Source organism: Candidatus Hydrogenedentota bacterium, from assembly GCA_016791475.1.
In the GTDB taxonomy this organism is placed as follows: Bacteria; Hydrogenedentota; Hydrogenedentia; order Hydrogenedentales; family JAEUWI01; genus JAEUWI01.
The window spans coordinates 91,999-115,422 of sequence record JAEUWI010000001.1 but is presented as its reverse complement, the minus strand read 5'-3'; the positions used below and the strand labels follow the sequence as shown (position 1 = coordinate 115,422).

The 23,424-nt window shown below is 61.5% G+C and carries 18 protein-coding genes; 10 read left to right on the top strand and 8 right to left on the bottom strand.

Annotated elements, in window-relative coordinates; genetic code table 11:
• Window positions 1-20: 20 nt before the first annotated feature.
• Window positions 21-1,733, top strand: coding sequence for a C4-dicarboxylic acid transporter DauA (dauA, locus tag JNK74_00430; GenBank protein ID MBL7644630.1), 1,713 nt, complete (start codon window positions 21-23; stop codon window positions 1,731-1,733).
• A 105-nt stretch (window positions 1,734-1,838) separates the two neighbouring features.
• On the opposite strand, the gene JNK74_00425 is transcribed toward dauA, so the two are convergent.
• Window positions 1,839-3,152, bottom strand: coding sequence for a WD40 repeat domain-containing protein (locus JNK74_00425; GenBank protein MBL7644629.1), 1,314 nt, complete (start codon window positions 3,150-3,152; stop codon window positions 1,839-1,841).
• 323 nt (window positions 3,153-3,475) lie between these two features.
• On the bottom strand, window positions 3,476-4,792 hold the full coding sequence (locus JNK74_00420) for an alpha-L-fucosidase (GenBank protein ID MBL7644628.1): 1,317 nt from the start codon (window positions 4,790-4,792) through the stop codon (window positions 3,476-3,478).
• Window positions 4,793-4,926: 134 nt separating this feature from the next.
• On the opposite strand from JNK74_00420, the gene JNK74_00415 reads away from it, so the two are divergent.
• From JNK74_00415 to JNK74_00375, 9 genes are all read left to right on the top strand, one after another.
• Window positions 4,927-6,123, top strand: a complete 1,197-nt coding sequence (locus JNK74_00415; GenBank protein ID MBL7644627.1) for an NTP transferase domain-containing protein — start codon at window positions 4,927-4,929, stop codon at window positions 6,121-6,123.
• Window positions 6,124-6,300: 177 nt separating this feature from the next.
• Window positions 6,301-7,653, top strand: coding sequence for a Na(+)-translocating NADH-quinone reductase subunit A (locus JNK74_00410; GenBank protein MBL7644626.1), 1,353 nt, complete (start codon window positions 6,301-6,303; stop codon window positions 7,651-7,653).
• Window positions 7,654-7,668: 15 nt separating this feature from the next.
• Window positions 7,669-8,922, top strand: coding sequence for an NADH:ubiquinone reductase (Na(+)-transporting) subunit B (locus JNK74_00405; GenBank protein MBL7644625.1), 1,254 nt, complete (start codon window positions 7,669-7,671; stop codon window positions 8,920-8,922).
• Entirely contained in the window at window positions 8,909-9,673 is a 765-nt protein-coding gene (locus JNK74_00400; GenBank protein MBL7644624.1) for a Na(+)-translocating NADH-quinone reductase subunit C, read from the top strand. Before JNK74_00405 ends, JNK74_00400 begins: the two co-directional genes overlap by 14 nt.
• Before the next feature lie 3 nt (window positions 9,674-9,676).
• Complete coding sequence (locus tag JNK74_00395; protein MBL7644623.1) at window positions 9,677-10,306, top strand: NADH:ubiquinone reductase (Na(+)-transporting) subunit D; 630 nt, start codon at window positions 9,677-9,679, stop codon at window positions 10,304-10,306.
• Window positions 10,307-10,312: 6 nt separating this feature from the next.
• Window positions 10,313-10,930, top strand: a complete 618-nt coding sequence (nqrE, locus tag JNK74_00390; protein ID MBL7644622.1) for an NADH:ubiquinone reductase (Na(+)-transporting) subunit E — start codon at window positions 10,313-10,315, stop codon at window positions 10,928-10,930.
• Between the two features lie 37 nt (window positions 10,931-10,967).
• Complete coding sequence (locus JNK74_00385; GenBank protein ID MBL7644621.1) at window positions 10,968-12,191, top strand: NADH:ubiquinone reductase (Na(+)-transporting) subunit F; 1,224 nt, start codon at window positions 10,968-10,970, stop codon at window positions 12,189-12,191.
• Window positions 12,175-13,245 carry an FAD:protein FMN transferase gene (locus JNK74_00380; GenBank protein MBL7644620.1) on the top strand — a complete coding sequence of 357 codons (1,071 nt, stop codon included), beginning with the start codon at window positions 12,175-12,177 and terminating at the stop codon, window positions 13,243-13,245. Before JNK74_00385 ends, JNK74_00380 begins: the two co-directional genes overlap by 17 nt.
• A 142-nt stretch (window positions 13,246-13,387) precedes the next feature.
• The gene (locus tag JNK74_00375; protein MBL7644619.1) at window positions 13,388-14,602 is read left to right on the top strand and encodes a glucuronate isomerase; all 1,215 of its coding nucleotides are present in this window, start codon (window positions 13,388-13,390) and stop codon (window positions 14,600-14,602) included.
• A gap of 38 nt (window positions 14,603-14,640) precedes the next feature.
• Here JNK74_00375 and menE read toward each other — a convergent pair whose 3' ends face one another.
• The 6 genes from menE to JNK74_00345 all read right to left on the bottom strand — a co-directional run bounded on the left by menE (window position 14,641) and on the right by JNK74_00345 (window position 23,272).
• Window positions 14,641-16,212: an o-succinylbenzoate--CoA ligase gene (menE, locus tag JNK74_00370; protein ID MBL7644618.1), complete on the bottom strand. Its 1,572-nt coding sequence runs from the start codon at window positions 16,210-16,212 to the stop codon at window positions 14,641-14,643.
• Window positions 16,209-17,345 (bottom strand): o-succinylbenzoate synthase, encoded by a 1,137-nt coding sequence (gene menC, locus JNK74_00365; protein ID MBL7644617.1) that lies wholly within the window; start codon window positions 17,343-17,345, stop codon window positions 16,209-16,211. The genes menE and menC overlap by 4 nt, the downstream gene beginning before the upstream one ends.
• A complete protein-coding gene (locus JNK74_00360) occupies window positions 17,342-18,199 on the bottom strand; it encodes a 1,4-dihydroxy-2-naphthoate polyprenyltransferase (GenBank protein ID MBL7644616.1) in 858 nt (285 codons plus the stop codon). Before JNK74_00360 ends, menC begins: the two co-directional genes overlap by 4 nt.
• Before the next feature lie 124 nt (window positions 18,200-18,323).
• Complete coding sequence (gene menB, locus JNK74_00355; GenBank protein ID MBL7644615.1) at window positions 18,324-19,148, bottom strand: 1,4-dihydroxy-2-naphthoyl-CoA synthase; 825 nt, start codon at window positions 19,146-19,148, stop codon at window positions 18,324-18,326.
• A 121-nt stretch (window positions 19,149-19,269) separates the two neighbouring features.
• Window positions 19,270-21,870: a 2-succinyl-5-enolpyruvyl-6-hydroxy-3-cyclohexene-1-carboxylic-acid synthase gene (locus JNK74_00350; GenBank protein ID MBL7644614.1), complete on the bottom strand. Its 2,601-nt coding sequence runs from the start codon at window positions 21,868-21,870 to the stop codon at window positions 19,270-19,272.
• Window positions 21,854-23,272 carry an isochorismate synthase gene (locus JNK74_00345; protein MBL7644613.1) on the bottom strand — a complete coding sequence of 473 codons (1,419 nt, stop codon included), beginning with the start codon at window positions 23,270-23,272 and terminating at the stop codon, window positions 21,854-21,856. Before JNK74_00345 ends, JNK74_00350 begins: the two co-directional genes overlap by 17 nt.
• Window positions 23,273-23,424: the final 152 nt, after the last annotated feature.

The window sequence follows — 23,424 nt, the reverse complement described above, 5'->3', positions numbered from 1 at the left end:
CCTCCGGAGTTCCTGTCCCCATGTTTTCCGCGCTCACCCGTTCCTGGAAGAGCAAGCCCTCCCGAAACGAAATTCTAGCCAATATCTTTGCCGGCCTCACGGTCGGCGTTGTTGCCCTGCCCCTTTCCATGGGACTGGCCATTGCCAGTGGAACCCCGCCGCAGCACGGCCTCTACACGGCCATCGTGGCGGGCATCGTCATCGCCCTCAGCGGCGGTTCCAAAGTCAACATTTCCGGCCCAACCGCCGCATTTGTCGTCATCCTCCTCCCCATCGTTCACGAACATGGGATGGGCGGCCTCCTCCTGAGCGGCTTCATGGCCGGGTGCATTCTCGTGGGGATGGGTTTCCTCCGCCTGGGCGCCCTGATTCAGATTGTGCCCTATCCTGTCACCGTAGGCTTCACTTCGGGCATCGGCGTAGTCATCGCCACGCTCCAGATGAAAGATTTTCTCGGCCTGGAAGTGGCCGCGCCCGGCGAAGACTACATCGAAAAAGTGGCGATCCTTTTCAATGCCCTGCCGACGATGCGCTGGGAGGAGGCGCTCGTAGGCTCATTTACCCTCGCCGTCATCCTCTTGTGGGCGCGGATGAAGTCCCGATTCCCCTTCCATCTGGCGGGAATTCTTGCGGGCTCCATCGGCGCCTGGGCCGCCACCCACTACGTGCCAGGATTCGAAGTCGCCACCATTGGTTCACGCTTTCACTTTGAGGTTAATGGCGTTCAGGGCAGCGGAATACCTTCGGTGCTCCCCCAACTGGTGCTGCCCTGGGCACTCCCCGGTGGTGGTGTGGATCCTGGGCCGGTTGGTCTTTCTTTCCGCCTGATCCAGGAGTTGATCGGTCCGGCCTTCGCCATCGCCATGCTGGCCGCCCTGGAATCCCTGCTCTGCGCCGTGGTGGCCGATGGGATGTCGGGCAAACGCCACAACCCGAACGATGAGCTGATCGGCCAGGGCCTGGGCAACATGATCGTGCCCTTCTTCGGCGGGATCCCGGCCACGGCGGCCATCGCGCGCACTGCGGCCAATGTGCGCGCCGGGGCCACCATGCCCCTCGCTTCCGTGGTTCACTCGATCTTTATCCTGCTTTCCATACTCGTTTTCGCCCCGCTGCTGGCTTATGTTCCCATGGCCTCCATCGCCGCCCTGCTTCTCGTAGTCGCGTGGAACATGAGCGAGGCAAAGCACTTTCTCCGTATCGTGCGCGTGGCCCCCAGCCGAGATATTTTCACCCTGCTGAACTGTTTTTTTCTCACGGTGCTCTTCGACATGCAAATCGCCGTCGCCGTGGGAATGGGCCTCGCCGCGGTGCTCTTCGTGCGGCGCAGCATTGAGGTGACCGGTGTGGAATTGATCGCCCACAAGTCCAATGACCATCCCCGATCAAGGGACCTGCCGGATTCAGTACTGGTCTACGACATTGACGGGGCCATGTTCTTTGGCTCGGCGCAAAAAGCCCTGAAGGCGCTGACCGACGTGCAGGGCGACATACGGGTCGTGATCCTCGAAATGTCCGATGTGCCCATGATCGACATGACGGCCATGGTGGCCATGGAATCCATTATCGACAATTTCCGCAAGCAGAAGATTAAACTGATCATCAACAATCTGAAACCGGAATTGATTCAGGTCGTGGCGAAGGTGGGGATACGGGAAGAAGCGGGCGTGCTTAAGTTCACCCAGTCCATGGACGATGCCGTGGATCGCGCGCTGCTGGCCGTCGCGGCGTAGACGGGGGCAAAGCAACAAGGACCCCTTGTGCACGACATGGTAATGCAACAGGCCCGGCGTACTTCGCGAGAACGCCGGGCCTGTGTTTCTTGCACCGAGTTGCTGCTACGACCGTCGATCCAGAGTGCCGAATAGAGTCAGGGTGGTCACAGACAGCGCGAACAGGAACAGGTCACCCAGGCGAGCCCCGGAATTGCTCGCCGAGGTGAGCTTGGAGCCAGGACAACCGCCGGGAGTTTCGCCTTCACCTTCACCTTCACCTTCACCTTCACCCTCACCCTCACCCTCACCCTCACCTTCGCCTTCACCTTCACCTTCGCCTTCACCTTCGCCTTCTCCTTCGCCTTCTCCTTCGCCTTCACCCTCGCCTTCACCCTCGCCTTCACCCTCGCCTTCACCCTCGCCCTCGCCTTCACCCTCGCCGGCCGGCACCAGATCGCTGATATCCCACAAGTTTGCGGTCTCGTCCCACGCCCCTGAGAGCACCTGTCTGCCGTTCGGCGCGAAGACCACTGCATTCAGCCAATCCGTATGCGCGGAGAAGGTTCGGAGCTCTTCACCCGTTGCAACATCCCACAATTTCGCGGAGTTGTCGCGCGAGCCCGTGAGGGCGAGCGCGCCATCGGGCGAGAAGGCCACGGACGTCACATAATAGGTGTGGCCCGTAAGGGAGAGGATTTCGGCGCCTGAATCCACATCCCACAACTTGGCGATATTGTCGTTTGACCCGGTGAGTACCTGAGTACCGTCGGGTGAAATGGCGACGGAATTCAACGCATAGGTGTGCTCAAACGAACGAACCTCGTCGCCCGTGGCGACATCCCATAGCTTCGCGGTGTTGTCCGTAGACCCCGTTAGCACCTGCGCCCCATCGGAAGAGAAAGCGACGGACACGACCGTGTCCGTGTGGGTGAAGGTCCGCAACTCCGCGCCGGTAACCCGATTCCAAAGTTTCGCGGTATTGTCGTTCGATCCGGTGAGCACCTGGGTTCCATCGGGTGAAAACGCAACGGCGTTAACATCGAAAGTGTGACCGGAGTAGGCTCGAAGTCCTACGCCCGTATCAACGTCCCACAGGATGGCCGTTGCATCGCGGGACCCGGTAAGGACTTGTTCGCCGTCGGGCGAGAATGCCACCGCATAGACCGGCAACGTATGGCCGGAAAAGGTCTGAAGCAACAGGCGGTTGGACTTGTCCAGCAGCACGGCGCCATCATCGGTGCTGAGCAGAACGGCCTCGCCGTCGGGTGAGAACGCTATACCGCCGCCGTTAAACCCCGAACCGAATTCCCGCAAGGAATCCGTCACGGTGTCGGCATGCCCCCGGGGAGGCAGTGACAGCACTGCCGCCAGGATGCCCAGCGCGGCGATCACGCGCACGAGCCGCCGGCTGCTGATGGATACACGTCGCTTGTTCACTTCTTGGCACAGGCACATAGAATCGGAACCTCATCCAGGTCGAAACACTGGCTTCTTGTTTGCTCCGGGCTGGAGCGTTTCCCGCTGCTCACCCCCGGCAGTCCTGTGGCTGATCGCCGACAAGCTCCGCCGTCAAGTCGGCGGGAGTGTATACTATGGATTACTTTCCCCTCAAGAACGAAACCGGCTCAAAACTGGACGCGGCACTTCTGAAAGCGTCTGGAAACAGGTCGAGCGCCAGGCGACCCTGGTGTGGATCGCCATGGCGCTCGTCGATGGATTCGATGGGATAGGACTATGGTCGTGTGGTTGTGACGATAAGGCTATTCCATCTTGAACACGTAAGCGTGCTTGCAGGGCGCCTCGTCCACCCCCAGCGCGGGAACTTGAATCACGACGCTGGGGCCGCTCTGAATGAAAGCCACGGGCTTGTCGTAGCCCAGAAGCGAGACTTTGGTCACCGTACCCGCCACGGGCAACTCCAGTGTGGCGCCGGGCCATTTCAGACAGATCGCATAGGTCGCCTTGTCTTTCGCCGTGAAGCGAACCTGCTCCAGCTTCGGCGCGTCGGCCAGCCCATGGGTACCATAAATCGCTTCGCCGTTCACCGAGAGCCATTCGCCCATTTCCAGCAGGCGCTGCTCCATGACGGTGGGAATACGCCCGTCCGCGGAAGGCCCGATGTCCAGGAGCAGGTTGCCGCCCCGGCTCACATTATCAATGAGCAGATGGAGCAGCTCCGTGGTGCTGCGATAGTTCTCGGCGCGTTCGTTGCGGTTGTAGCCGAAGGACTTGCCCATGCCCTGGCACTCCTCGAAGCGGCTGTTCTGGATAAGTCCACCCTCGGGAATGTGGCCGTACTCGGGCGTGGCGAAACCGCCGTGAACATTGCGGCACTCCTTGCCCCAGCGATCATTGATTACTACGTCCTTCGGCGCTTTACTTTCGTTGAAGAGCCAGGCCAGAAACTCGGTGCTGCGCCAGGTGCTGCTGGGGTGGCCCCACTCACCGTCGGGCCAGATGATATCGGGCTGGTAGCGCTGGACCAGATCTTTCATCTGGGGCAGCATATACTCGTCCACATAGCGATCCACATCCGAGAGATAGAGGGGATTGAACCATTCGTACATGGAGTAATAGAAGCCCATCTTGAGCCCGGCGCCGCGTACGGCGGTCATGAGATCGCCCGCCAGATCGCGATGGGGCCCGATGTCCATGGCGTTCCAGTTCCAGTTGGTGGGATCGGGCCAGAGGCTGAAGCCCTCGTGGTGCTTGGAAGTCAAAACCACGTATTTCGCGCCGGATCGCTTGAAGATGTCGGCCCAGTCTTCGGGCGCGAAGAGCTCCGCCGTGAACTGGGGGGCAAAATCCTGGTACTTGAACTCGGGGCCGTAGGTGGCGTCGTGAAACGCCTTCGTCTGTCCGTCGCCCTCGATGAGATCATGCCAGTACCACTCGGAATAGCGATCCTTTGGTCCCCAAGACGGTACGGAATAGACGCCCCAGTGGATGAAGATGCCGAACTTGGCGTCGCTGAACCAGGCCGGATTGGGGCGCTGGTCCAGAGATTCCCAGGTGGCCTCATAGGGCTGGGAAAGCAGGGTGAGGGGTGCCAGGGCGGCAAAGAGGAGCGCATTCATGGGATTCTTCCTTTCCGTGGCGCGGAGGGATGGTGTACCATCGGCCCGGACCCGCGCCGGAATGTGGTTGGAGCGGTCTCGTCCATTATCATATTCCTTTGCTTGTGGAAAATACACGCACGGAGCGTTTTTTGATGAAAGCCGTTGTTTTTGCCGCCGGAAAATCCACCCGAACCTATCCCCTGACCCTGACGCGGCCCAAACCGCTGCTTCCAATCGCCAACAAGCCCATCCTGGCGCACCAGATGGACGCGCTGCCGCCGGAGGTGGACACGGTCGTGCTGGTGGTGGGCTACAGGCACGAGATGATCCGCGCCGCCTTCGGCGAGGAATATCAGGGCCGAAAGCTGATTTATGTGGAGCAGACCGAACAGAAGGGCACGGGCCACGCGCTGCTCCAGTGCGCCCCCCACATTGCGGAACCCTTCATGGCCTTCAATGGCGATGATCTTTACGCGGCGGGGGATTTCGCCCGGCTCGCCCGGCAGCACCAGGCCGCGCTGGTGAAGACCGTGGCCGACCCGCGCCTCTTCGGCATCTACGAAGTGGCTGAGAATAACAAGGTCATCCGGCTGGTGGAAAAACCGACCGAGGTCTTTTCAAACCTGGCCAACATCGGAGCCTACAAGTTCACGCCGGAAGTGTTTGAAGTCCTGGAGCACACCGCGCCGTCGGTGCGCGGGGAAATCGAAATTACCTCGGCCATCCAGACGCTGGCGGACATGGGTGACTTCTTTGCCGTACCGGCCGAGGGCCACTGGCTGCCCATCGGCTATCCCTGGGACCTGCTGGACGCGAACCTCTTCATGCTGGAGAATTTCATGCCCAGCGAGATCCACGGCGAAGTGAGCCCGGCGGCCCACGTGAACGGCCCGCTGTATGTGGGCCGGGGCAGCGTGGTGCGGCCGGGCGTCTATATCGAGGGGCCGGTATACATTGGCGAAGGATGCACCGTTGGCCCGAACTGCTATTTGCGCCCCGGCACCGTGCTGGGCCGCGGCGCCAAGGTGGGCCAGGGCTGTGAAGTGAAGAACAGCATCCTCTTCGACGGGGCGGCGGTGCCCCACCTGAGCTATGTGGGCGACAGCGTCATCGGCGAGAAGGCCAATCTCGGCTGCGGCACGATCACCGCCAACTTTCGCCACGACGGAAAAAACCACCGCAGCCAGGTGAAAGAAGATCTCGTGGACACCGGGCGGCGCAAACTGGGCGCAATCATCGGCGACGGCGTGCACACGGGGATCAACACATCGATCTACCCCGGCCGCAAGCTGTGGCCCCACACCTCTACCCTGCCGGGGGCCGTGGTGGGCAAGGATATCATCGAATGACAAAACCGTCGGTCCAGACCTTGTTTGCCCCGGATGGCCTGTGCCATAATCCCGAGAATGACCGCCCGTCCGTACAGGTTGGCAGTGTTTTGGCCTGTGCGGCAGGGGCTTGACGGATTCCGCACACCATCACATTTCGACAATGTTACAGACCCACCACGGGAACGATGTATGGCCTTGCATGTTGTAAAGAAAGGCCTTGATCTGCCTGTTACCGGGGTTCCGGAGCAGGTAATCGAGGCCGGTTCTTCCCCTCGACGCGTCGCAATCCTCGCGGATGACTTTCATGGATTGAAACCTTCCTTCAGGGTGCAGCCGGGCGATGTTGTGCGTCGTGGCCAGGCCCTCTTTGAAGACAAGAAGACCCCCGGCGTGCTCTTCACCGCGCCGTGCGCCGGAACCGTCACCGCGATTCACCGCGGTGAGCGCCGTTCCTTCCAGTCCCTGGTCATCGAAGCCACCCCCGGCGGCGGCGAGCAGGTGAGCTTCCAGTCCTACACCGGCAAGAGCCCGGTCGCCTGTGATCGGGCCGAGGTGCGGGAGTTGCTGGTGGAATCGGGACTCTGGCCCGCATTTCGCACCCGGCCGTTCACCCGCGTCCCCCAGTTGAACTCGGCCCCCTACGCCATCTTCGTGACGGCGATGGATACGAACCCCCTGGCCGCGGATGTGGACCTGATCGCGGGTGAGCGCCTTCCGGACATGGAGGCGGGGCTGCTCGTATTGGGCAAGCTGACCGACGGCAAGGTTCATTTCTGCAAGAAGGCGGGCGGCGCACTCCAGCCCACGAGCGCCTCGGGCGTAACGGTGCAGGAGTTCAAGGGCCCCCACCCCGCCGGCACGCCGGGGCTGCATATCCACCTCATTGCCCCGGTGGGACACCACCGGACGGTCTGGCACATTGGAATTCAGGACGTGCTGGCGATTGGACGCCTCTTCCGCACCGGTGAGCTGGACACGGAACGCGTAATCGCCCTGGCCGGCCCCGTGGTGAAACGCCCGCGCCTGCTGAAAGTGCGCCTGGGCGCCTCCCTGGACGATCTTACCGCCAACGAACTGGAAGACGGTGAAAACCGGGTGATTTCCGGCTCCATCCTCTCCGGGCGCAAGGCCAGCGGCGAGATCTTTGGCTACCTGGGGCGCTACCACTCCCAGGTAAGCGCGCTGAAGGAAGACCGGGAGCGCGTGTTTCTGGGATGGCTGGCCCCCGGCGCGGAGAAATTCTCGGTCGTGTCGGCGTTCGTATCCAGCCTTATTCCCGACAAGAAATTTGACCTCACGACCACGACCAACGGCGGTGCCCGGGCCATGGTGCCCATCGGCACCTACGAGCGGGTCATGCCTTTTGACATCCTGCCCACCTTTCTCCTCCGTTCGCTGGTTGTGGACGATATCGAGCAGGCGGAAGAACTGGGATGCCTCGAATTGGATGAAGAAGATCTGGCCCTGTGTACCTTTGTTTGCCCGAGCAAGTACGATTTCGGACCTATTTTGCGCCGCAATCTGAACACTATTGAAAAAGAAGGATAATCGAGCGGTCCACCTATGAAATTCCTTCGCGACTTACACGATAAGATTGAGCCCCACTTCCACAAGGGGGGGAAGCTCGAAAAGCTCTATCCCCTCTATGAAGCTCAGGACACCCTGCTCTTCACGCCCGGGCATGTGACCAAAGGGGCGTCCCACGTGCGCGACGCCCTCGATCTCAAGCGGATGATGGTCACGGTGGTCATCGCCCTGATTCCCTGCATTCTGGTGGCCATGTACAACACGGGCTACCAGGCCAACGCGGCGCTGGCGGAAGGCGCTTCGGCCTTCGGATGGCGCGGCTGGATCATGGATCTCCTCAGTTTCGGCTACAACGAGGCCAACCCGCTCGCCTGCATCTTTCACGGAGCGCTCTACTACTTTCCCGTGCTCATCGTGACCTTTGTGGTTGGGGGCAACCTCGAAGTGCTCTTCGCCGTCGTGCGCAAGCATGAAGTGAACGAAGGGTTTCTGGTTACCGGCATGCTCTTTCCCCTGATTCTCCCTCCGGCAATCCCCCTGTGGCAGGTGGCCCTGGGCATCGCCTTCGGCGTAGTGGTCGGCAAGGAGGTCTTCGGCGGTACCGGGATGAATATCTTCAATCCCGCCCTCACCGCCCGCGCCTTCCTCTTCTTCGCCTACCCGGCCCAGATTTCGGGCGACAAAGTATGGACCGCGGTGACCGAAGCCAATCACATTGACGGCTTCAGCGGCGCCACCGCACTGGGACGCCTGGCCAACATCGCCGGCCCCGCCCCTACCGACGCTTGGCGCGGCGCCATCGACAGCATGGGCATTACGTGGGTTGACGCCTTCATGGGCCGAATCCCAGGCTCCATGGGCGAGACGTCCACACTGGCCTGTATCATCGGCGCGGGTATCCTGATTGCAATGGGCATCGGCTCCTGGCGCATCATGCTCGGGGGCGTGCTGGGCAGCCTGGCGGTCACCCTGCTCTTCAACAGCCTGGGCTCCGAGACGAATGCTCTCCTTAACGTGCCCTTCCACTGGCACGTGGTGCTGGGCGGCTGGGCCTTCGGCCTGGTCTTCATGGCCACGGACCCCGTTTCCGCCCCCTACAGCGACCGGGGCCGCTTTATTTATGGTTTCTTCATCGGCGTCTTTGCCCTGCTGATTCGCGTGGTGAATCCCGCCTATCCCGAAGGCATGATGCTCGCCATCCTCTTCATGAACATGTTCTCCCCGCTTCTGGACTGGATGGCAAAACGCGCCAATATCAAGAGGAGACTGGCCCGCAATGCAGCAGTTTAGCACCAAGTACACCTACATCTTCTCTTTCGGGCTCTGCCTCATCTGCTCGATCCTCCTCTCGGTGGCCGCCGTCTCCTTGAAGGATCGCCAGGCCGGCAACATGCAACTGGACAAGCAAAAGAGCGTCCTGATGGCCTGCAATATGGTCAAGCCCGGCGAGTCCGTGAGCGCCAATCAGGTGCGCGAGATGTTTAGCGCGATTGAGCCCGTGGTAATCGATCTTGCCACCGACGCGGTGGCCGAGGGGGTGGATCCATCCACCTTCGACCCGAGCGCGGCCCCACTGGTGATCCCGCCGACCAACGCGGCGCAGATCAAAGAGATGCCCGGCCAGGTCCAGATATTCAAAGTGATGAAGGACGGCAAAGTGGACATGCTGGTGCTGCCTATCTTCGGCAAGGGCCTCTGGGGCACGCTGTATGGCTTTCTGGCCGTTGGCGAGGACACGAACACGGTGGAGGGCATCACTTATTATGACCATAAAGAGACTCCGGGTCTCGGCGGTGAAGTGGACAATCCCACGTGGAAAAACAAGTGGCCCCACCGACAGATCTATGACAAAGACTGGAACGTCGCCATCAAAGTAATCAAGGGCCACGCGGGCGAGCCCGCAGGCGACCCCCACAGCGTGGACGGCCTCAGCGGGGCCACGATTACGAGCCGCGGCGTCACCAACATGCTCGATTTCTGGTTGGGCGAAGAAGGCTTCGGCCCTTACCTCAAGACCTTCCGTGAAACAGGGAGTGCATAAGCCATGCAATTCGGAAAGAAGGAACGCGAGGTCGTTCTCGACCCCTTGTTCAACAACAATCCCATCGCCCTCCAGGTGCTGGGCATCTGCTCGGCCCTCGCCGTCACCACCAAGATGGAAACCGCATTGGTCATGTGCCTCGGTGTGACCGCGGTTACCGCGTGTTCAAACTTCGTCGTGAGCCTGCTGCGCAACAACATTCCCCCCTCAATCCGCATCATCGTGCAGCTCTCGGTTATCGCCACCTTCGTGATTCTGACGGATCAGATCCTCAAGGCCTACGTCTTCGAGATCAGCAAACAGCTCTCGGTGTTTGTCGGCCTCATCATTACGAACTGCATCGTGATGGGCCGCGCCGAGGGCTATGCCATGCAAAATGGCCCCCTGCTCAGTTTTCTCGACGGTCTCGGCAACGGACTCGGCTACAGCGTGGTCCTCATGAGCGTGGCCTTCATCCGCGAGCTTTTCGGATCCGGCTCCGTATTTGGCGTCACGCTGCTCAAGTCCGTAAACGACGGCGGCTGGTACACCACCAACGGCCTGATGGTTCTCTCACCCGGCGCCTTCTTCCTCATTGCAACCTTCATCTGGATCGTCCGCACCTGGAAGCCCGAACAGCAGGAGGAGAGCTGAGTCATGCTGCAACACCACCTGAGTTTGTTTACCACCTCAGCCTTCCTGGAAAACATGGCCCTCGCCTTTTTCCTGGGCATGTGCACCTTCCTCGGATGCTCCAAGCGGGTGGATGCCTCTTTCGGTCTGGGCTGTGCCGTAGTCTTCGTACAGGCCGTCACGGTTCCCCTGAACAATATAATCTACACCAGTTTTCTGGCCCCCGGCGCCCTCCACTGGACCGGTATTGCTTCACTTGCCGAAGTGGACCTGAGTTTCCTCGCCTTCCTGACCTTCATCGGCACCATCGCGGCCATGACGCAGATCGTGGAAATGGCGCTGGATCGCTACATCCCCTCCCTGTACGCATCGCTTGGTATTTTCCTCCCGCTGATCGCCGTGAACTGTGCGATCCTGGGCGGCTCCCTCTTCATGCTGGAGCGCTCCTACAATTTTGCCGAAAGCGTTACCTACGGCTTTGGCTCTGGATTCGGCTGGATGATGGCGATTGTCTCCATGGCGGCCATTCGCGAAAAAATGCGCTACAGCAACGTGCCGGCCGGCCTGCGTGGACTGGGGATCACCTTCATGCTGGCGGGATTGATGGCCATTGGCTTTATGGCCTTCTCCGGCATCCAACTTTGATGATTTTTATGAGGAATTTCGCCAGGGAGTTCATGCGATGACAACAATTGTCATGGGTGTTTTCATGTTCTGCGCCGTCATCCTTTTCCTCGTGTGGGTGGTGCTGTCGGCCAAGGCCAAGCTTGTCGCGGCCGGGGACGTGACCATCACCATCAACGGGGATCAGGATTCCGCCATCACCACCGCCGCCGGCGGCACCCTGCTGGGCACCCTCGCAGCCAACAAGATCTTTATCCCCTCCGCCTGCGGTGGCAAGGGCAGTTGCGGTGTGTGCAAGGTCAAGGTCAAGTCGGGTGGCGGATCGTTGCTGACCACAGAAGAGAATTGGATTACACGGGGTGAAGCCAAAGAAGGCTGTCGTCTCTCCTGTCAGGTCAAGGTGAAAAATAATCTGAACATTGAGATTCCCCCCGAGGTGTTCTCTGTCAAGAAATGGAAGTGCAAAGTGCGCTCCAACGACAATGTGGCCACCTTTATCAAGGAACTCGTGCTCGAACTGCCCGAGGGCGAGAGCGTCCCCTTCCGCGCGGGCGGCTACATTCAGATCGAATGCCCGCCCCACCACGTGAAGTACAAGGACTTCGACGTGCAGGAGGAATACCGCCCCGACTGGGACAAGTTCAACATCTGGCAGTATGAATCCAAGTGCGAAGAGACCGTCACGCGCGCATACTCCATGGCCAACTATCCCGAAGAGTTTGGCATCATCATGCTGAATGTGCGTGTGGCCACGCCCCCGCCCCGTACCCAGGGTATCCCCCCGGGCATCATGTCTTCCTACATCTTCAGCCTGAAGCCGGGCGACGAAGTGACCATCTCCGGTCCCTTCGGCGAATTCTTTGCCCATGACACGAATCGCGAGATGTGCTTCATCGGCGGCGGCGCCGGCATGGCGCCCATGCGCTCCCATATCTTTGATCAGTTCCGGCGCATCCACACCGATCGCAAAGTGACCTTCTGGTACGGCGCGCGCAGCCTCCGCGAAATGTTCTACGTTGAGGACTTCGACACGATCCAGGCGGAAAACCCGAACTTCACGTGGCACACGGCCCTTTCCGAACCGCTTCCGGAAGACAACTGGACCGGCTATACGGGATTCATCCACCAGGTGCTGCTGGAAAACTATCTCAAGAACCATCCCGCTCCGGAAGATGTGGAGTACTACCTGTGCGGACCTCCCATGATGCTGGCGGCCGTGACCAACATGCTCCACGACCTCGGTGTGGAAGATGAAATGATCGAGTATGACGACTTCGGGTGACGCCCCGTCGATTTCCCGCCGGTTTCTGGTGAAGAGCGTGGCTTCGGCCACGCTCTTCCTTTGCCTGGCCGCCGGATGCGCGCCTCCGCCCTCCCCCGCGCCGAATCAGATCGAATTCACCGGCGCCATCATGGGAACCACCTACCACATCAAAGTGGCGGCAGTGATGACCGACCCGGAATCCACGGAAACCGCCAAGGCCATCGAGAATGCCCTCAAAAACGTTGATGAGAAGATGTCCACGTACAAGCCGGACTCCGAGGTTTCGCGGTTAAACGCGTCGCCGGCAGGCGTGCCCGTTACCCTTTCGAACGAAACCTTCGCGGTATTCGAGAAAGGACTGCAAGTGAATCGGGAATCCGATGGCGCCTTCGATATCACCGTGGGACCCCTCGTGAATGCCTGGGGCTTTGGGCCGGACGGCCCGGCGCACTCACCCGGCGACGAAGAACTGGCCGCCCTTCTTGCGCTCGTAGGACCCGACAAGATTTCCCTCAATGCCGAAACGCGCACCGTCACCAAGGCCCTGGATGGCGTCTACTGTGACCCCGCCTCGGTCGCCGAGGGCTACGCCGTTGATCAGGTGGCGGAACTCCTCCTGGCGCGGGGCTATGGGAACTACATGGTAGAGGTGGGTGGAGAAGTCCGCACGGCCGGAAAGAACGCCAGTGGCGCCCCCTGGAAAATCGCCATCGAAAAACCGGTGGACGAGGGCCGGTTAATCCAGCGGGTTGTCGGCATCTCCGACGTCTCCCTGTCCACATCGGGCAATTATCGCAAGTTCTATATCGTCGACGGCCGACGCGTGTCCCACGCGATAAATCCGAAAACAGGGCGCCCCGCGGAGCACAGCCTCGCATCCGCGAGTGTGATTCACCCGAATTGCGCCCTCGCCGATGCCTATTCCACCGCCATCATGGTGCTCGGCGAAAAGGACGGTCTCGCCTTCGCGGAAAAGCTGAAGCTGCCGGTGCTGCTGCTGATCCATGGGGAGCAGGGCGAGATCATCGAACGGCAGACTCCGGAGTTCGGGTCCTACCTGCTGGAAGAGTAAGGCGGAAGGCGTTGTCATCGGCCTGAATTTCCGCCCTGAAATCGGCTACACTAGGGGCACCCCACAACCCATTTAAGAAAGTGCACTACCCATGAGTTCTATAACCTTCGGTCGCGGCGATGCCGTTGGCCTCCGCGCCGCGGTGAACAATGCGGTGAACAAGACCGCCATCACCGATATCCACACCCACCTCTACGCCACCGACTTTGGCGGGCTGCTCCTGTGGGGTATCGACGAGCTGCTCACCTATCACTACCTCATCGCCGAGTTCTTTCGTCTTTCCGACATGTCCTACGACCAGTTCTGGTCGCTGTCGAAGAGTCAACAAGCCGATATGATTTGGGAAACGCTGTTTATACGCAACAGCCCCCTGAGTGAAGCCTGCCGGGGCGTGATCACCGTGCTCGACTCCCTCGGGCTGGATGTTTCGGCGCGCGATCTGAAGGGCTACCGCGCGTGGTTCAACGCCCAGGAGACTGGCGCGCATGTGGATCGTGTCTTCGCCACGGCCAACATCAAGTGTGCGGTGATGACCAACGACCCCTTCGACCCCCAGGAGCGACCGGCCTGGGAAGCGGGCTATCAGCCGGATGACCGATTCTACGGTGTGCTGCGCATCGATCCCCTGCTCAACGGATGGGCCGGGAGCTATCAGTATCTCCAGGGCTGGGGCTACGACGTGGAAGTCACGCTGAACGACAAGAGCAAAGCCGAAGTGCGCCGCTTCCTCACCGACTGGGTCAGGCGGATGAAGGCCCTGTACATGGCTGTGTCGCTGCCGCCCGATTTCGCCCTGCCGGAGCAGTCCGCCCGGGCCACGCTGATCGAGGAGTGCATCCTGCCCGTTGCCCGGGAGTTTAATATTCCATTCGCCATGATGATCGGCGTCACCCGCCAGATCAATCCACTGCTGCGCCTCGCGGGCGACAGTGTAGCCCCCTCCAGCATGAAGCCGGTCGAGTACATCTGCGCGAAATATCCCCAGAACAAATTCATGATCACCACACTCTCCCGCGAGGATCAGCACAGCCTCTGCGTCACCGCGCGAAAGTTCCGCAATCTTCTCGTCTTCGGCTGCTGGTGGTTCCTGAACAACCCCAGCCTGATCCAGGAGATGACCGAGATGCGTCTCGAATTGCTCGGCCCCTCCATCATCCCTCAGCACTCCGACGCGCGCGTGCTCGATCAGGTGATCTACAAGTGGAAGCACTCCCGCGAGGTGATCGCAAGAGTCCTGCGTCATAAATACGCCGACCTCGTCGAGTCGGGGTGGAGCGTTTCGGAGGACGAGATCAAGCGCGATGTTGAACAACTGCTGGGCGGCAATTTCTGGCGATTTATCGACCTGAAGCTTTAACCGGAATTTTCGAAGCGGCGGCAATCGTTGCCAGCGCGTCAGTCTTGCTGCAAGCTCGCCGCCCGTCGCGCGAGGGCGGCGCGGGAGACTTTAAGTCCGACCTCGGCGTGCTCGTCCGGCCACGGATAATAGTGGCGCGGCACCTTGAACCGGGGCAAGATCCGGAGCAGGGCGTTGGAAATTTCCGCCGCGTCCAGCGGGCCTGAGCACGCCACGAAAGCAACGGGCGTCGTCCCGAACTCGGGGTGGGCCACGGGCACCACGATGGCCTGGATGATACCGGGAAGCGCACACAGGGCCCGCTCGATTTCCTCGGGTTGAATGTTTTCACCGCCTGCTATGAAAACGTTGTCTTTGCGACCCGTTACATGTAGAAAACCCTCGTCGTCCAGATAGCCTTGATCGCTGGTGGTAAACCAGCCCGCGTCGTCGAAGGGGCGCTGAAGCGCGCCATCGCGCCAGTAGCCCAGAAAGCGCGTCGGGCCCGCCACCTGAATACAGCCGTCCTCATTGATGCGTACAGCGCCCGCAACCAGGGGACGACCGGACGAGGCCAACTGCGCACGGTTTGCACCCGGCGGCGTCGCGGCGATCTGACTTGCCGTCTCCGTCATACCATAACTCGTGTGAATTGGCAGACCCGCTGCCAGCGCGCGATCAATGAGCGGCGCGGGAATGGCGCTGCCGCCGAGGAGGAGCGACTTCAGTCTCTCCAGGTGGGCATCGGCACCCAGCACCTGGGCAAGCTGTCGCGCCACAAGAGAAATGTGGGTGGCGCCGGAAGCTTTAACTGCAAGGGCCAGCGGTGCTCCCGGCTCTGGCAAGGCAATGGTCGCACCGGCAACCAGGCAACGAAAGAGGACGCCAAAGCCCGCCACGTGATGCATCGGCAGCGAAAGGAGCCAGGTATCACCCAGCGCCAGGGGAATGTTGGCGTTAGAGATACGCGCATTTTCGAGATGATTACGCAGGCTGAGCACGGCGGCCTTGGGTGTCCCCGTGCTGCCCGACGTGAAGATGATCGTGGCTGCCGGGTCGATGTGCCAAACCGAGGCCGTCGTCTGAGGCGTGGGTGGTTGAGACAGGGAATCGCCAGCGCCGCTGGTGTATACGCCCCCTGCCCCCCCGCAAGCGGGGGGAAGCGGAACGTCAAGCTCATGCCGGGAGTTCGAGGTCTCACGCGAACCAGCGAATCCTGGAAGCCCATTCCCCCCCGCTTGCGGGGGGGTAGGGGGGGTAGCTGCCGTCACGGAAGCACCAAGTCCCCAATTGTCTCCCTGCTCTTCTCCGATCACCAGTGCGCAATCCAGGTCCGCCAACAGGCCCTCTCGATAGTCCGAGGGAAACTGGGGATTCACGGGGCATGCAACCGCCCCGATGCGATAGAGAGCCAGGAGTGTGGAAAGCAAGTGCTCTCCGGCGGGCATGATAAGGCCGACGCGGGTACCACGGGCAGCGCCCGCCGCTCGCAACTGCTTTTCCAAGTGCCCGATTCGCCCGTGCCACTCGGCCCAGGTGATCTCAATGGCTTCACGCCGCAGGGCGATCCCGTCCGGCGCGGCCGACGCCCAATAGGCCACCCGACACGGCACGAACGCAGGTTCATTCATAGCGGCCAGATCCGCTTGAGTCGCTCCCCGTCCACGGTGCGAGCCGCCTGGTTGATCGCGTGGAGATCGACGGTGCCGCCATTCAGAGGAAGCCGCTGCTGGAGCACATCGGGCACCATCCAGGCGTAGGTATCAAGACCGGCGGGGGTATCGGGTGCGGCGAAGAGCGCCGCATAGTTGGCCAGCGCGGCAATTCCCACGCCGCTTTCGAAGGCCGCACTGATCACCACGCGGTTGGAGTGGCCATGGGTCACGTCACGGAAGAGCAACTGGCCCAGGATCGGCGTGTGAACGAGCGTGGGTTTCCACACGAGCGCGGCAGCCCCTTCAAAAACGTCAGCGACTATCCGTTGCGCCAGCGGCGGCGAACTTCGGCCATGAAGCATGTCGTGCAGCGCATGGATGGACTCATCGATGGCGTAAGGTATTCCGGTCTCGCGTCGAAACGCGGGCAGATCGACGGGGGCGCTGCAAGGTTCCTCAATGTAGGCAATGCCCGCATCTGCCGTGGCCTTTCCAAAGAGCACGGCGTCGTCCAGGCTCCACGCCTGATTCGCATCGAGCCGCAAGGAAACCTCGGGGCCTACGATAGAACGTACTTCGCGCACCAGCCGGATATCTTCCGTCATGCTCTCGCGGCCCACCTTCAGCTTCACCGCGCGATAACCCAGGGCGGCGGCGCTCACCGCCTTCCCCCGAATCTCATCGGGCGTTCCTGCAAGCAGGGCATTCAGGTGAAGGGTCGCGTCCCGGGATGGGTCCTTGCGGTGCCAGGGAGACTTGTTCTCCGAGGCGTCCACAAGCAGGTGCCACGCGGACTCGACGGCAAAGTAGGCTGCGCTGTGGGCCGTCTTTCCGCTGAACGCCTTCAACCGTCTCGGGAAGTCGGAGTCCAGCGTGTCGTCTTTATCGAGTAGATCGGCCGCGGCCGCAAAGAGGGTCTTGCGGCATTCCTCCGTCGACTCTCGACTGAAGCCGGGGAGGGGTGCGGCGTCACCCCAGGCCGTGTGGCCTCCCGTGGAATACAACTTAAGAAGAAACCCGGTACGCTCGTTGAGCAGACCATCCCGCAAGGGTATGGGTCGCGCCAGAGGCAGGGTATATTGAAAAACTTCGGCTTTGGCGATTCTCACACGGCCCACCCGACTGAAAAGAGTACGCTGAAAAGCAGCAGCACCTTGCCCGTACCCGCCAGGGTATTATTGAGCACCACCCCGTCGTTGCTTGTGAAAACATTGCGCACCAGGGGAACGGCGGGCAACAGGGCCGCGCACGACGCCAGCGCAAACCAGTGTCCGCCCGCCTGAATGCAAAGATACACGGGTAGAATCGCCCCCGCCACCACGATGCAGAGCAGGTACTCCCACCGGGCGAAAGTTTTGCCAAAGCGGACCGCAAGCGTGCGCTTACCCGTGCGCACGTCGGTATCCGCGTCGCGCAGGTTATTGACGGTGAGTATTGCTGTGGAGAATAACCCCGGCATCAGCCCGGCGATGAGCACGTCGTTGCTCAGGCTCAGAGCCTGCACGTAGCAGGTCCCTCCCACCGCCACGGGGCCGAAGAACACGAGCACAAAGAGATCGCCCAAACCGAGGTAACCCAGGGGAAAGGGGCCGCCGGTATAAAGCACGCCGCAGATGACCGATACGATACCGATGGCAAGGATGGGCCATCCGCCGCGATACACCAGATAGGCGCCCGGCACGAAGGCCAGCGCGAAGACCAGCACCGTGGCGAAGAGCATCGTGCGGGGCGACACAAGACCCGCCTGCGTGGCCCGCTTCGGCCCGATGCGCTCTTCGGTGTCCGTTCCTTTTACGAAGTCGAAATAGTCATTGGCAAAGTTGGTGCCTATCTGGATCAGCAACGCGCCCAGCGCGGCGCAGAGGGCCGACGCCAGGTGAAAACCACCGGCGGCCCCGGCCATGGCCGTCCCGATGAGCACGGGCGTCAGACCGGCCGCCAGGGTCTTGGGCCGCGCGGCCATGAGCCAGATTGTCACAGGATGCACAGAAAAGCTTTCATACTCGTGAAGGTGAAGGGCATCTTCGGACTGATCGGGCGGATCAGACTCACCTGATCGGCCCGATCGGTCCGCTCAGTCTGATTCCTCACGGATTCCTCGGAAACTTCGAGAAATCCGGCTTGCGCTTTTCGTTAAAGGCGTTGCGGCCTTCCTGGCCCTCTTCCGTCTGGTAAAAGAGCGAGGTGGCGTTGCCCGCCAGCTCCATCAGGCCCGCCTGGCCGTCTTCGTCGGCGTTAAGCGCCGCCTTCAGGCAGCGAATGGCCGTGGGCGAATTGGCCAGTATTTCACGGCACCACTGGACCGTTTCGTCTTCCAGTTGATCATAGGGCACGACGGTATTGACCATCCCCATATCGAGGGCTTGCTGGGCGTTGTATTGACGGCAGAGGAACCAGATTTCGCGAGCCTTCTTCTGGCCGACCATGCGCGCCAGGTGCGATGAGCCGTAACCCCCATCGAAAGAGCCAACCTTGGGTCCCGTCTGGCCGAAGATGGCGTTGTCCGCCGCGATGGTGAGATCGCAGACCATGGCGAGGATGTTGCCGCCGCCAATGGCATAGCCCGCGACCATGGCGATCACCGGCTTGGGCAGGGTGCGGATCTGGCGGTGCAAATCGAGCACGTTCAACCGGTGCACGCCCGTCCCGCCATCCTTGTACCCCGAATCACCGCGAATCTTCTGGTCACCGCCGGAGCAGAAGGCTTCCTTGCCCTGGCCGGTCAAGATGATCACGCCAATGGAGGCGTCGAAGCGGGCGTCGCGCAGGGCATCACTGATTTCGTCGTTGGTGGTGGGGGTAAAGGCATTGCGCACGTGGGGACGATTGATGGTGATCTTTGCGATGCCTTCAGCCTTGTGATAGAGGATCTCGGTGTATTCCCCGGCCACGGTCCATTCGATGGATGCCATGCTGATTCCTTCCTGAAAAAAAGCCCGTGGTCGCAGAAAAAGGAACGCGGGCCATGGTGATTGACATGATGGGTAGTACCCTTAGTTTAGCAAGAACCCGCCCCCCCTCGCACGCACCAGCTCAGTTTGCGAGCAGGAAGGCCCGAACGACCGTAAGCCAGGCACCGGGATTCTCCAGATGGACATTGTGCCCACAGCCGCTGAAGACTTCCTGCGCCATCGCCGGGCAGGCGCGGCACATGTCCTCCGCGATGATGGAGAATTTCCGGTCCAGCTCGCCGGTGATCAGCAGGGTCGGTGTGGCATACTCCGGCAGCGAAGGCCAGAGATCCGGTTGAACGCCCGTGCCGAGGGCGCGGATGGACCGGGCCAGCAGCGCGGGCGAACCATGGGCGTGTCGCCGGGCGATCAGAATCGCCAGGGTTTCGGGATGCTGCTTCAGGGTCGCGAAGAGGGGCTGTTCATACCATTCTTCGAGGAAAGCGCGGAATTCGGGGCTGCGCGGCGCCATGGCTGCGAGGCGAAGGGCCATTGCGGCATCCTGGGCGGCCCGGGTCTTTCGCTTCTCTGGAGTATCGAGGCCGGGCGAAGCCGATTCCAACACCACGCGGGTGAAGCGCTCGGGATAGTGCACGGCAAGATAAAGGGCGAGGCGCCCACCCATTGAGTAGCCCGCAAGGGCAAGCCTATCAAGGCCCAGAGCGTCCAGCCCGGCGACAATGCCGGCGGCGCAGGCGGCCATGCCCTGGGCCTCCACGGCCCAGCCCCGCCAACCGGGACCATGACCGGGCAGATTGACCGCGAGCACGTGAAAATTACTACCCAGGGATTGGGCGACGGCCATCCAGTCTTCCGTTGCGCCGAGAAAGCCATGGAGCAACAGCAGGGGCGGCTGGTCCGCCGTGCCCGCCAGTGTTACGGGGACGATGGGCTCGAGGCCGCGCTCGCCCGGAATCTCCCGGCGGTTCATGGCTTCGCGCAGACGGGCATGAAGGGCCTCGTGAACGCCGCGCGACGCGTAACGATCGGTGGTAATTTCAATCAGCGTGGGGCCCGAGGCGGCAACGGCCTGATCGAGGGCCGCGCTGAATTCCGCCAGATTGGAGGGCCGCCGGTAGGGCAGGTTGAACATGGTGGCCGCACCGGGAAAGCTCAGGCCGTGGGGCGTGCCGAAGCACGATTCAAAATACTCTTCAAAACGCGCGATGGGCAGATGGTGAAAAATACCTCCACCATCATTGTTCAATATGACCACTACAAAAGGGCTATCGATCTGCTTGATCAGCGCGAGGGAGTTGAGGTCATGAAGGGCCGTGAGATCACCCAGCAACGCGATGGCCGGTCTGCCGGACGCGAGGGCCAGACCCGCGGCGGTGGCAAGGTTGCCATCGATCCCGCTGGCGCCCCGGTTGGCCACCATGGCCACATCGGGATGGGGCGGCAGACCGTAGCTGTCCATCAATCGGACCGGCATGGAATTACCCAGGAACAGGAGCCCGTGGGCCGGTGCCTGCTCCGCGATAAGCCGGGCCACGCCGATTTCGGAAAGGGACTCCTGCCCGGCATGCCACGTGTTCAGGGCCGCGCGGCACTGTTCATCGCGCCAGGCCAGGGCCGGGGGCAGCGCAGCCGCAGGCGGGTCGTCCAGCGCGGTAGCCAGGCTGGACACGAGTGCACCCACGGAAAGGGGAATGCGAACGGAAACGAGATGCCCCGGATCGAGACGATCCGAACCGGGCGCGACCCGCACATAGCGAGGCCGGATCCGGGCGATGAAGGATTGGAGACGTTTGGAGGTGACGGGGCCACCCACGTGGATTACCGTCGATGGTCGCCAGTCGTCCTCAAGCGAAGAATCAAGAAGGAGGAGATCGCCACACGCCAGAAGGAGGGGCATGTCCAAGTGGCCGCGCAGCCCGGCGCAGGCATCGGCAAACACGGGCCAGCCCAGTTTTCGGGCCAGGGTCGCGGCCTGCGTGGTTTCCCCGGCATGATTCAGCGCGCCCACCACCAGTAGTCCCGACGAGGTGGTCCGGATTGTGGCGAGCAGCTCGGCGCGGGTGGATTCTCCCAGCGCTCCCGGCGCGGTCAACACGCGGGTGTAGGGGGATCTTCCGGCACGCCAGAGGGCCAGAGAATCGGAATAACCTGGCGGAATCGAATCATCGGAAATGGGCGCCAGCGGTTCACGAAACTGGATATTGAGATGTACGGGTCCACTGTCGGGACCAAGGCAGCGGGCATGCGCCTGATCCACCGTGGTCAATAGAAAGGCCGGATCAATCTCCGCGGTCGGACACGGAATCTGGGCGTCCCAGCGCGTATAGCGCCCGAAAAGCCCGGTCTGCCGGATGGCCTGATTCGCGCCGCAGTCGATCAATTCCGGCGGACGATCGGCGGTTATGACTATCAGGGGTACCCCGGAAGCTTCCGCCTCCACAACGGCCGGCCAATAGTTCGCCGCAGCGCTGCCCGAAGTGCAAATCAACACGGCGGGTCGCCCGGATCGGCGCGCAAGACCCAGAGCCAGAAAGCCCGCGCCCCGTTCGTCAAAGTGAACCCAGTGGGGTACACCGCTTTGCCGGGCGGCGCTCAGCATGAGCGGAGAATTTCTGGACCCGGGGGAAAGCACGAAACCCGACACGCCCAGGCGAACAAACTCCTCCACCAGCAGCCCGCTCCACGCATAGTTGATGTTGGGCCAATCAGGCGGATTCGTCATAGAGGGCCTCCAGGAAACTGCTCATCTTGGCCTCAATCTCTTCCCATTCCGCAGCGGCGGAGGAACCAGGCACGATACCCGCACCGGAATAAAGGGCAAGGGTGTTACCTTCGATGAGTCCGGATCGAATCCCCACGCAGAATTCGGCGTCGTCAAAGCCTACCCAGCCCACGGGCGCGGCATAGACGCCCCGGTCGAAGGGTTCGTGGGCCGCCAGCCAGGCCAGAGCCTTGTGGCGTGGCGCGCCCCCCACGGCGGGCGTGGGGTGAAAAGCCTCAATCAATGCCGCGTCGGCGTCATGATTCTTCAGGATGCCTTCAATATAGCTGTGCAGATGCTGCACCTTGCGCAATAGCATCAGCGACGGAGCCAAGTCGTAGCTCATGGACGAGCACAAGCGACCGAAGTTCTCCCGCAGCATGCGCACCACAAAGCGGTGTTCGCGGAGTTCCTTGTCATCGCCAAGGAGCTCCTCGCCCAGCGCCGCGTCTTCATCCGGCGTCGCGCCCCGGGGCCGGGTGCCCGCCAGGGCCTCGCTCTGAAGATAGACATTGTTCCTGTGGTACAGGCGCTCGGGCGAGGCCCCCAGAAAGGCACGGTCCGGCTTGGGGTGAAAACAGAAAAAGTAGGCCTGAGCAGAATGGGCGACGAGCCTGCGCAGCATGCCCACGGCGTCCAGAGGCTCCGTGGTGTCGAACTGAAACTCCGTTTCCCGGGCCAGCACCACTTTTTCCATTTCGTGCCCGGCCAACGCCTCCAGGGCGCTGTCAATCAGGGTATTCCAGCCCTGTCGATCCGGCAAGTCGACGCGGCCCGACAAGGGCGGTAGAAAGCAGCGGGGTGGGTTTTCATGGCCCCCCCATTGCCTGGCCAGGGCTTCGATACCAAGAAGCGCTTCAGCATCGGCCTCAGGTGTTCCTTTGCGCACGGTGCAGGCGAGCCAGTACTTCTGGTCACAGCGAATAATTTCCACGAGCGGTGCGATGAAGCGGTAGGCCTTGAAGTTCCGCCAGCGCCCGGAGGCCTCTTGAACTTCTCGAAATCGAAAGCCGCCATAGTAACGCAGATTCGGCCACTCGATGGACAGGCACCGGCGCATCTGGGCAAAGAGCCCCGGCAGATCCACCCGAGACTCGGGCACGAGCACATGGGCCTCGCCTATGCCGGCCATTTCAAATTGACCATCGCGACTCGCCCAGTAATAGTGGCTGGTATTCTGTTGGGCGTGGAGCCATTCCAGGGGGGCCAGCGGCGCGACCCGGAGTTCCGCGCGCACGAGCACGCCGGGACCGTCATGATCTGAAACGAGCCGATCGCGCAGGCGGGCGGTCAGCTCCAGAAGCGCGACTCCGGAGGCGATACAGTCCACACCTTCGGCATCTTGAAATGTGGTCATGGGCACGGAAAGGGTATGGACTCCGGTCTGGAAGGGGTACAGGGATTGGCAGTTGTACCGACGCGGAACGTGCGGTCGTATTCCAATTGTAGGTCATGCCCGCCGGAGCGCGCAACTCACCCCGGACCTTCGGCAAGGAAGCGCCACCGGTTTTTTGT

Coding starts and splice junctions, on each gene's coding strand:
- dauA (MBL7644630.1), top strand. CDS start 21: ATGTTTTCCGCGCTCACCCGTTCCTGGAAGAGCAAGCCCTCCCGAAAC.
- JNK74_00420 (MBL7644628.1), bottom strand. CDS start 4,792: ATGAATGCGCTCCTCTTTGCCGCCCTGGCACCCCTCACCCTGCTTTCC.
- JNK74_00415 (MBL7644627.1), top strand. CDS start 4,927: ATGAAAGCCGTTGTTTTTGCCGCCGGAAAATCCACCCGAACCTATCCC.
- JNK74_00405 (MBL7644625.1), top strand. CDS start 7,669: ATGAAATTCCTTCGCGACTTACACGATAAGATTGAGCCCCACTTCCAC.
- JNK74_00400 (MBL7644624.1), top strand. CDS start 8,909: ATGCAGCAGTTTAGCACCAAGTACACCTACATCTTCTCTTTCGGGCTC.
- JNK74_00395 (MBL7644623.1), top strand. CDS start 9,677: ATGCAATTCGGAAAGAAGGAACGCGAGGTCGTTCTCGACCCCTTGTTC.
- JNK74_00385 (MBL7644621.1), top strand. CDS start 10,968: ATGACAACAATTGTCATGGGTGTTTTCATGTTCTGCGCCGTCATCCTT.
- JNK74_00380 (MBL7644620.1), top strand. CDS start 12,175: ATGACGACTTCGGGTGACGCCCCGTCGATTTCCCGCCGGTTTCTGGTG.
- menE (MBL7644618.1), bottom strand. CDS start 16,212: ATGAATGAACCTGCGTTCGTGCCGTGTCGGGTGGCCTATTGGGCGTCG.
- JNK74_00360 (MBL7644616.1), bottom strand. CDS start 18,199: ATGGCCGCGCGGCCCAAGACCCTGGCGGCCGGTCTGACGCCCGTGCTC.
- menB (MBL7644615.1), bottom strand. CDS start 19,148: ATGGCATCCATCGAATGGACCGTGGCCGGGGAATACACCGAGATCCTC.
- JNK74_00350 (MBL7644614.1), bottom strand. CDS start 21,870: ATGACGAATCCGCCTGATTGGCCCAACATCAACTATGCGTGGAGCGGG.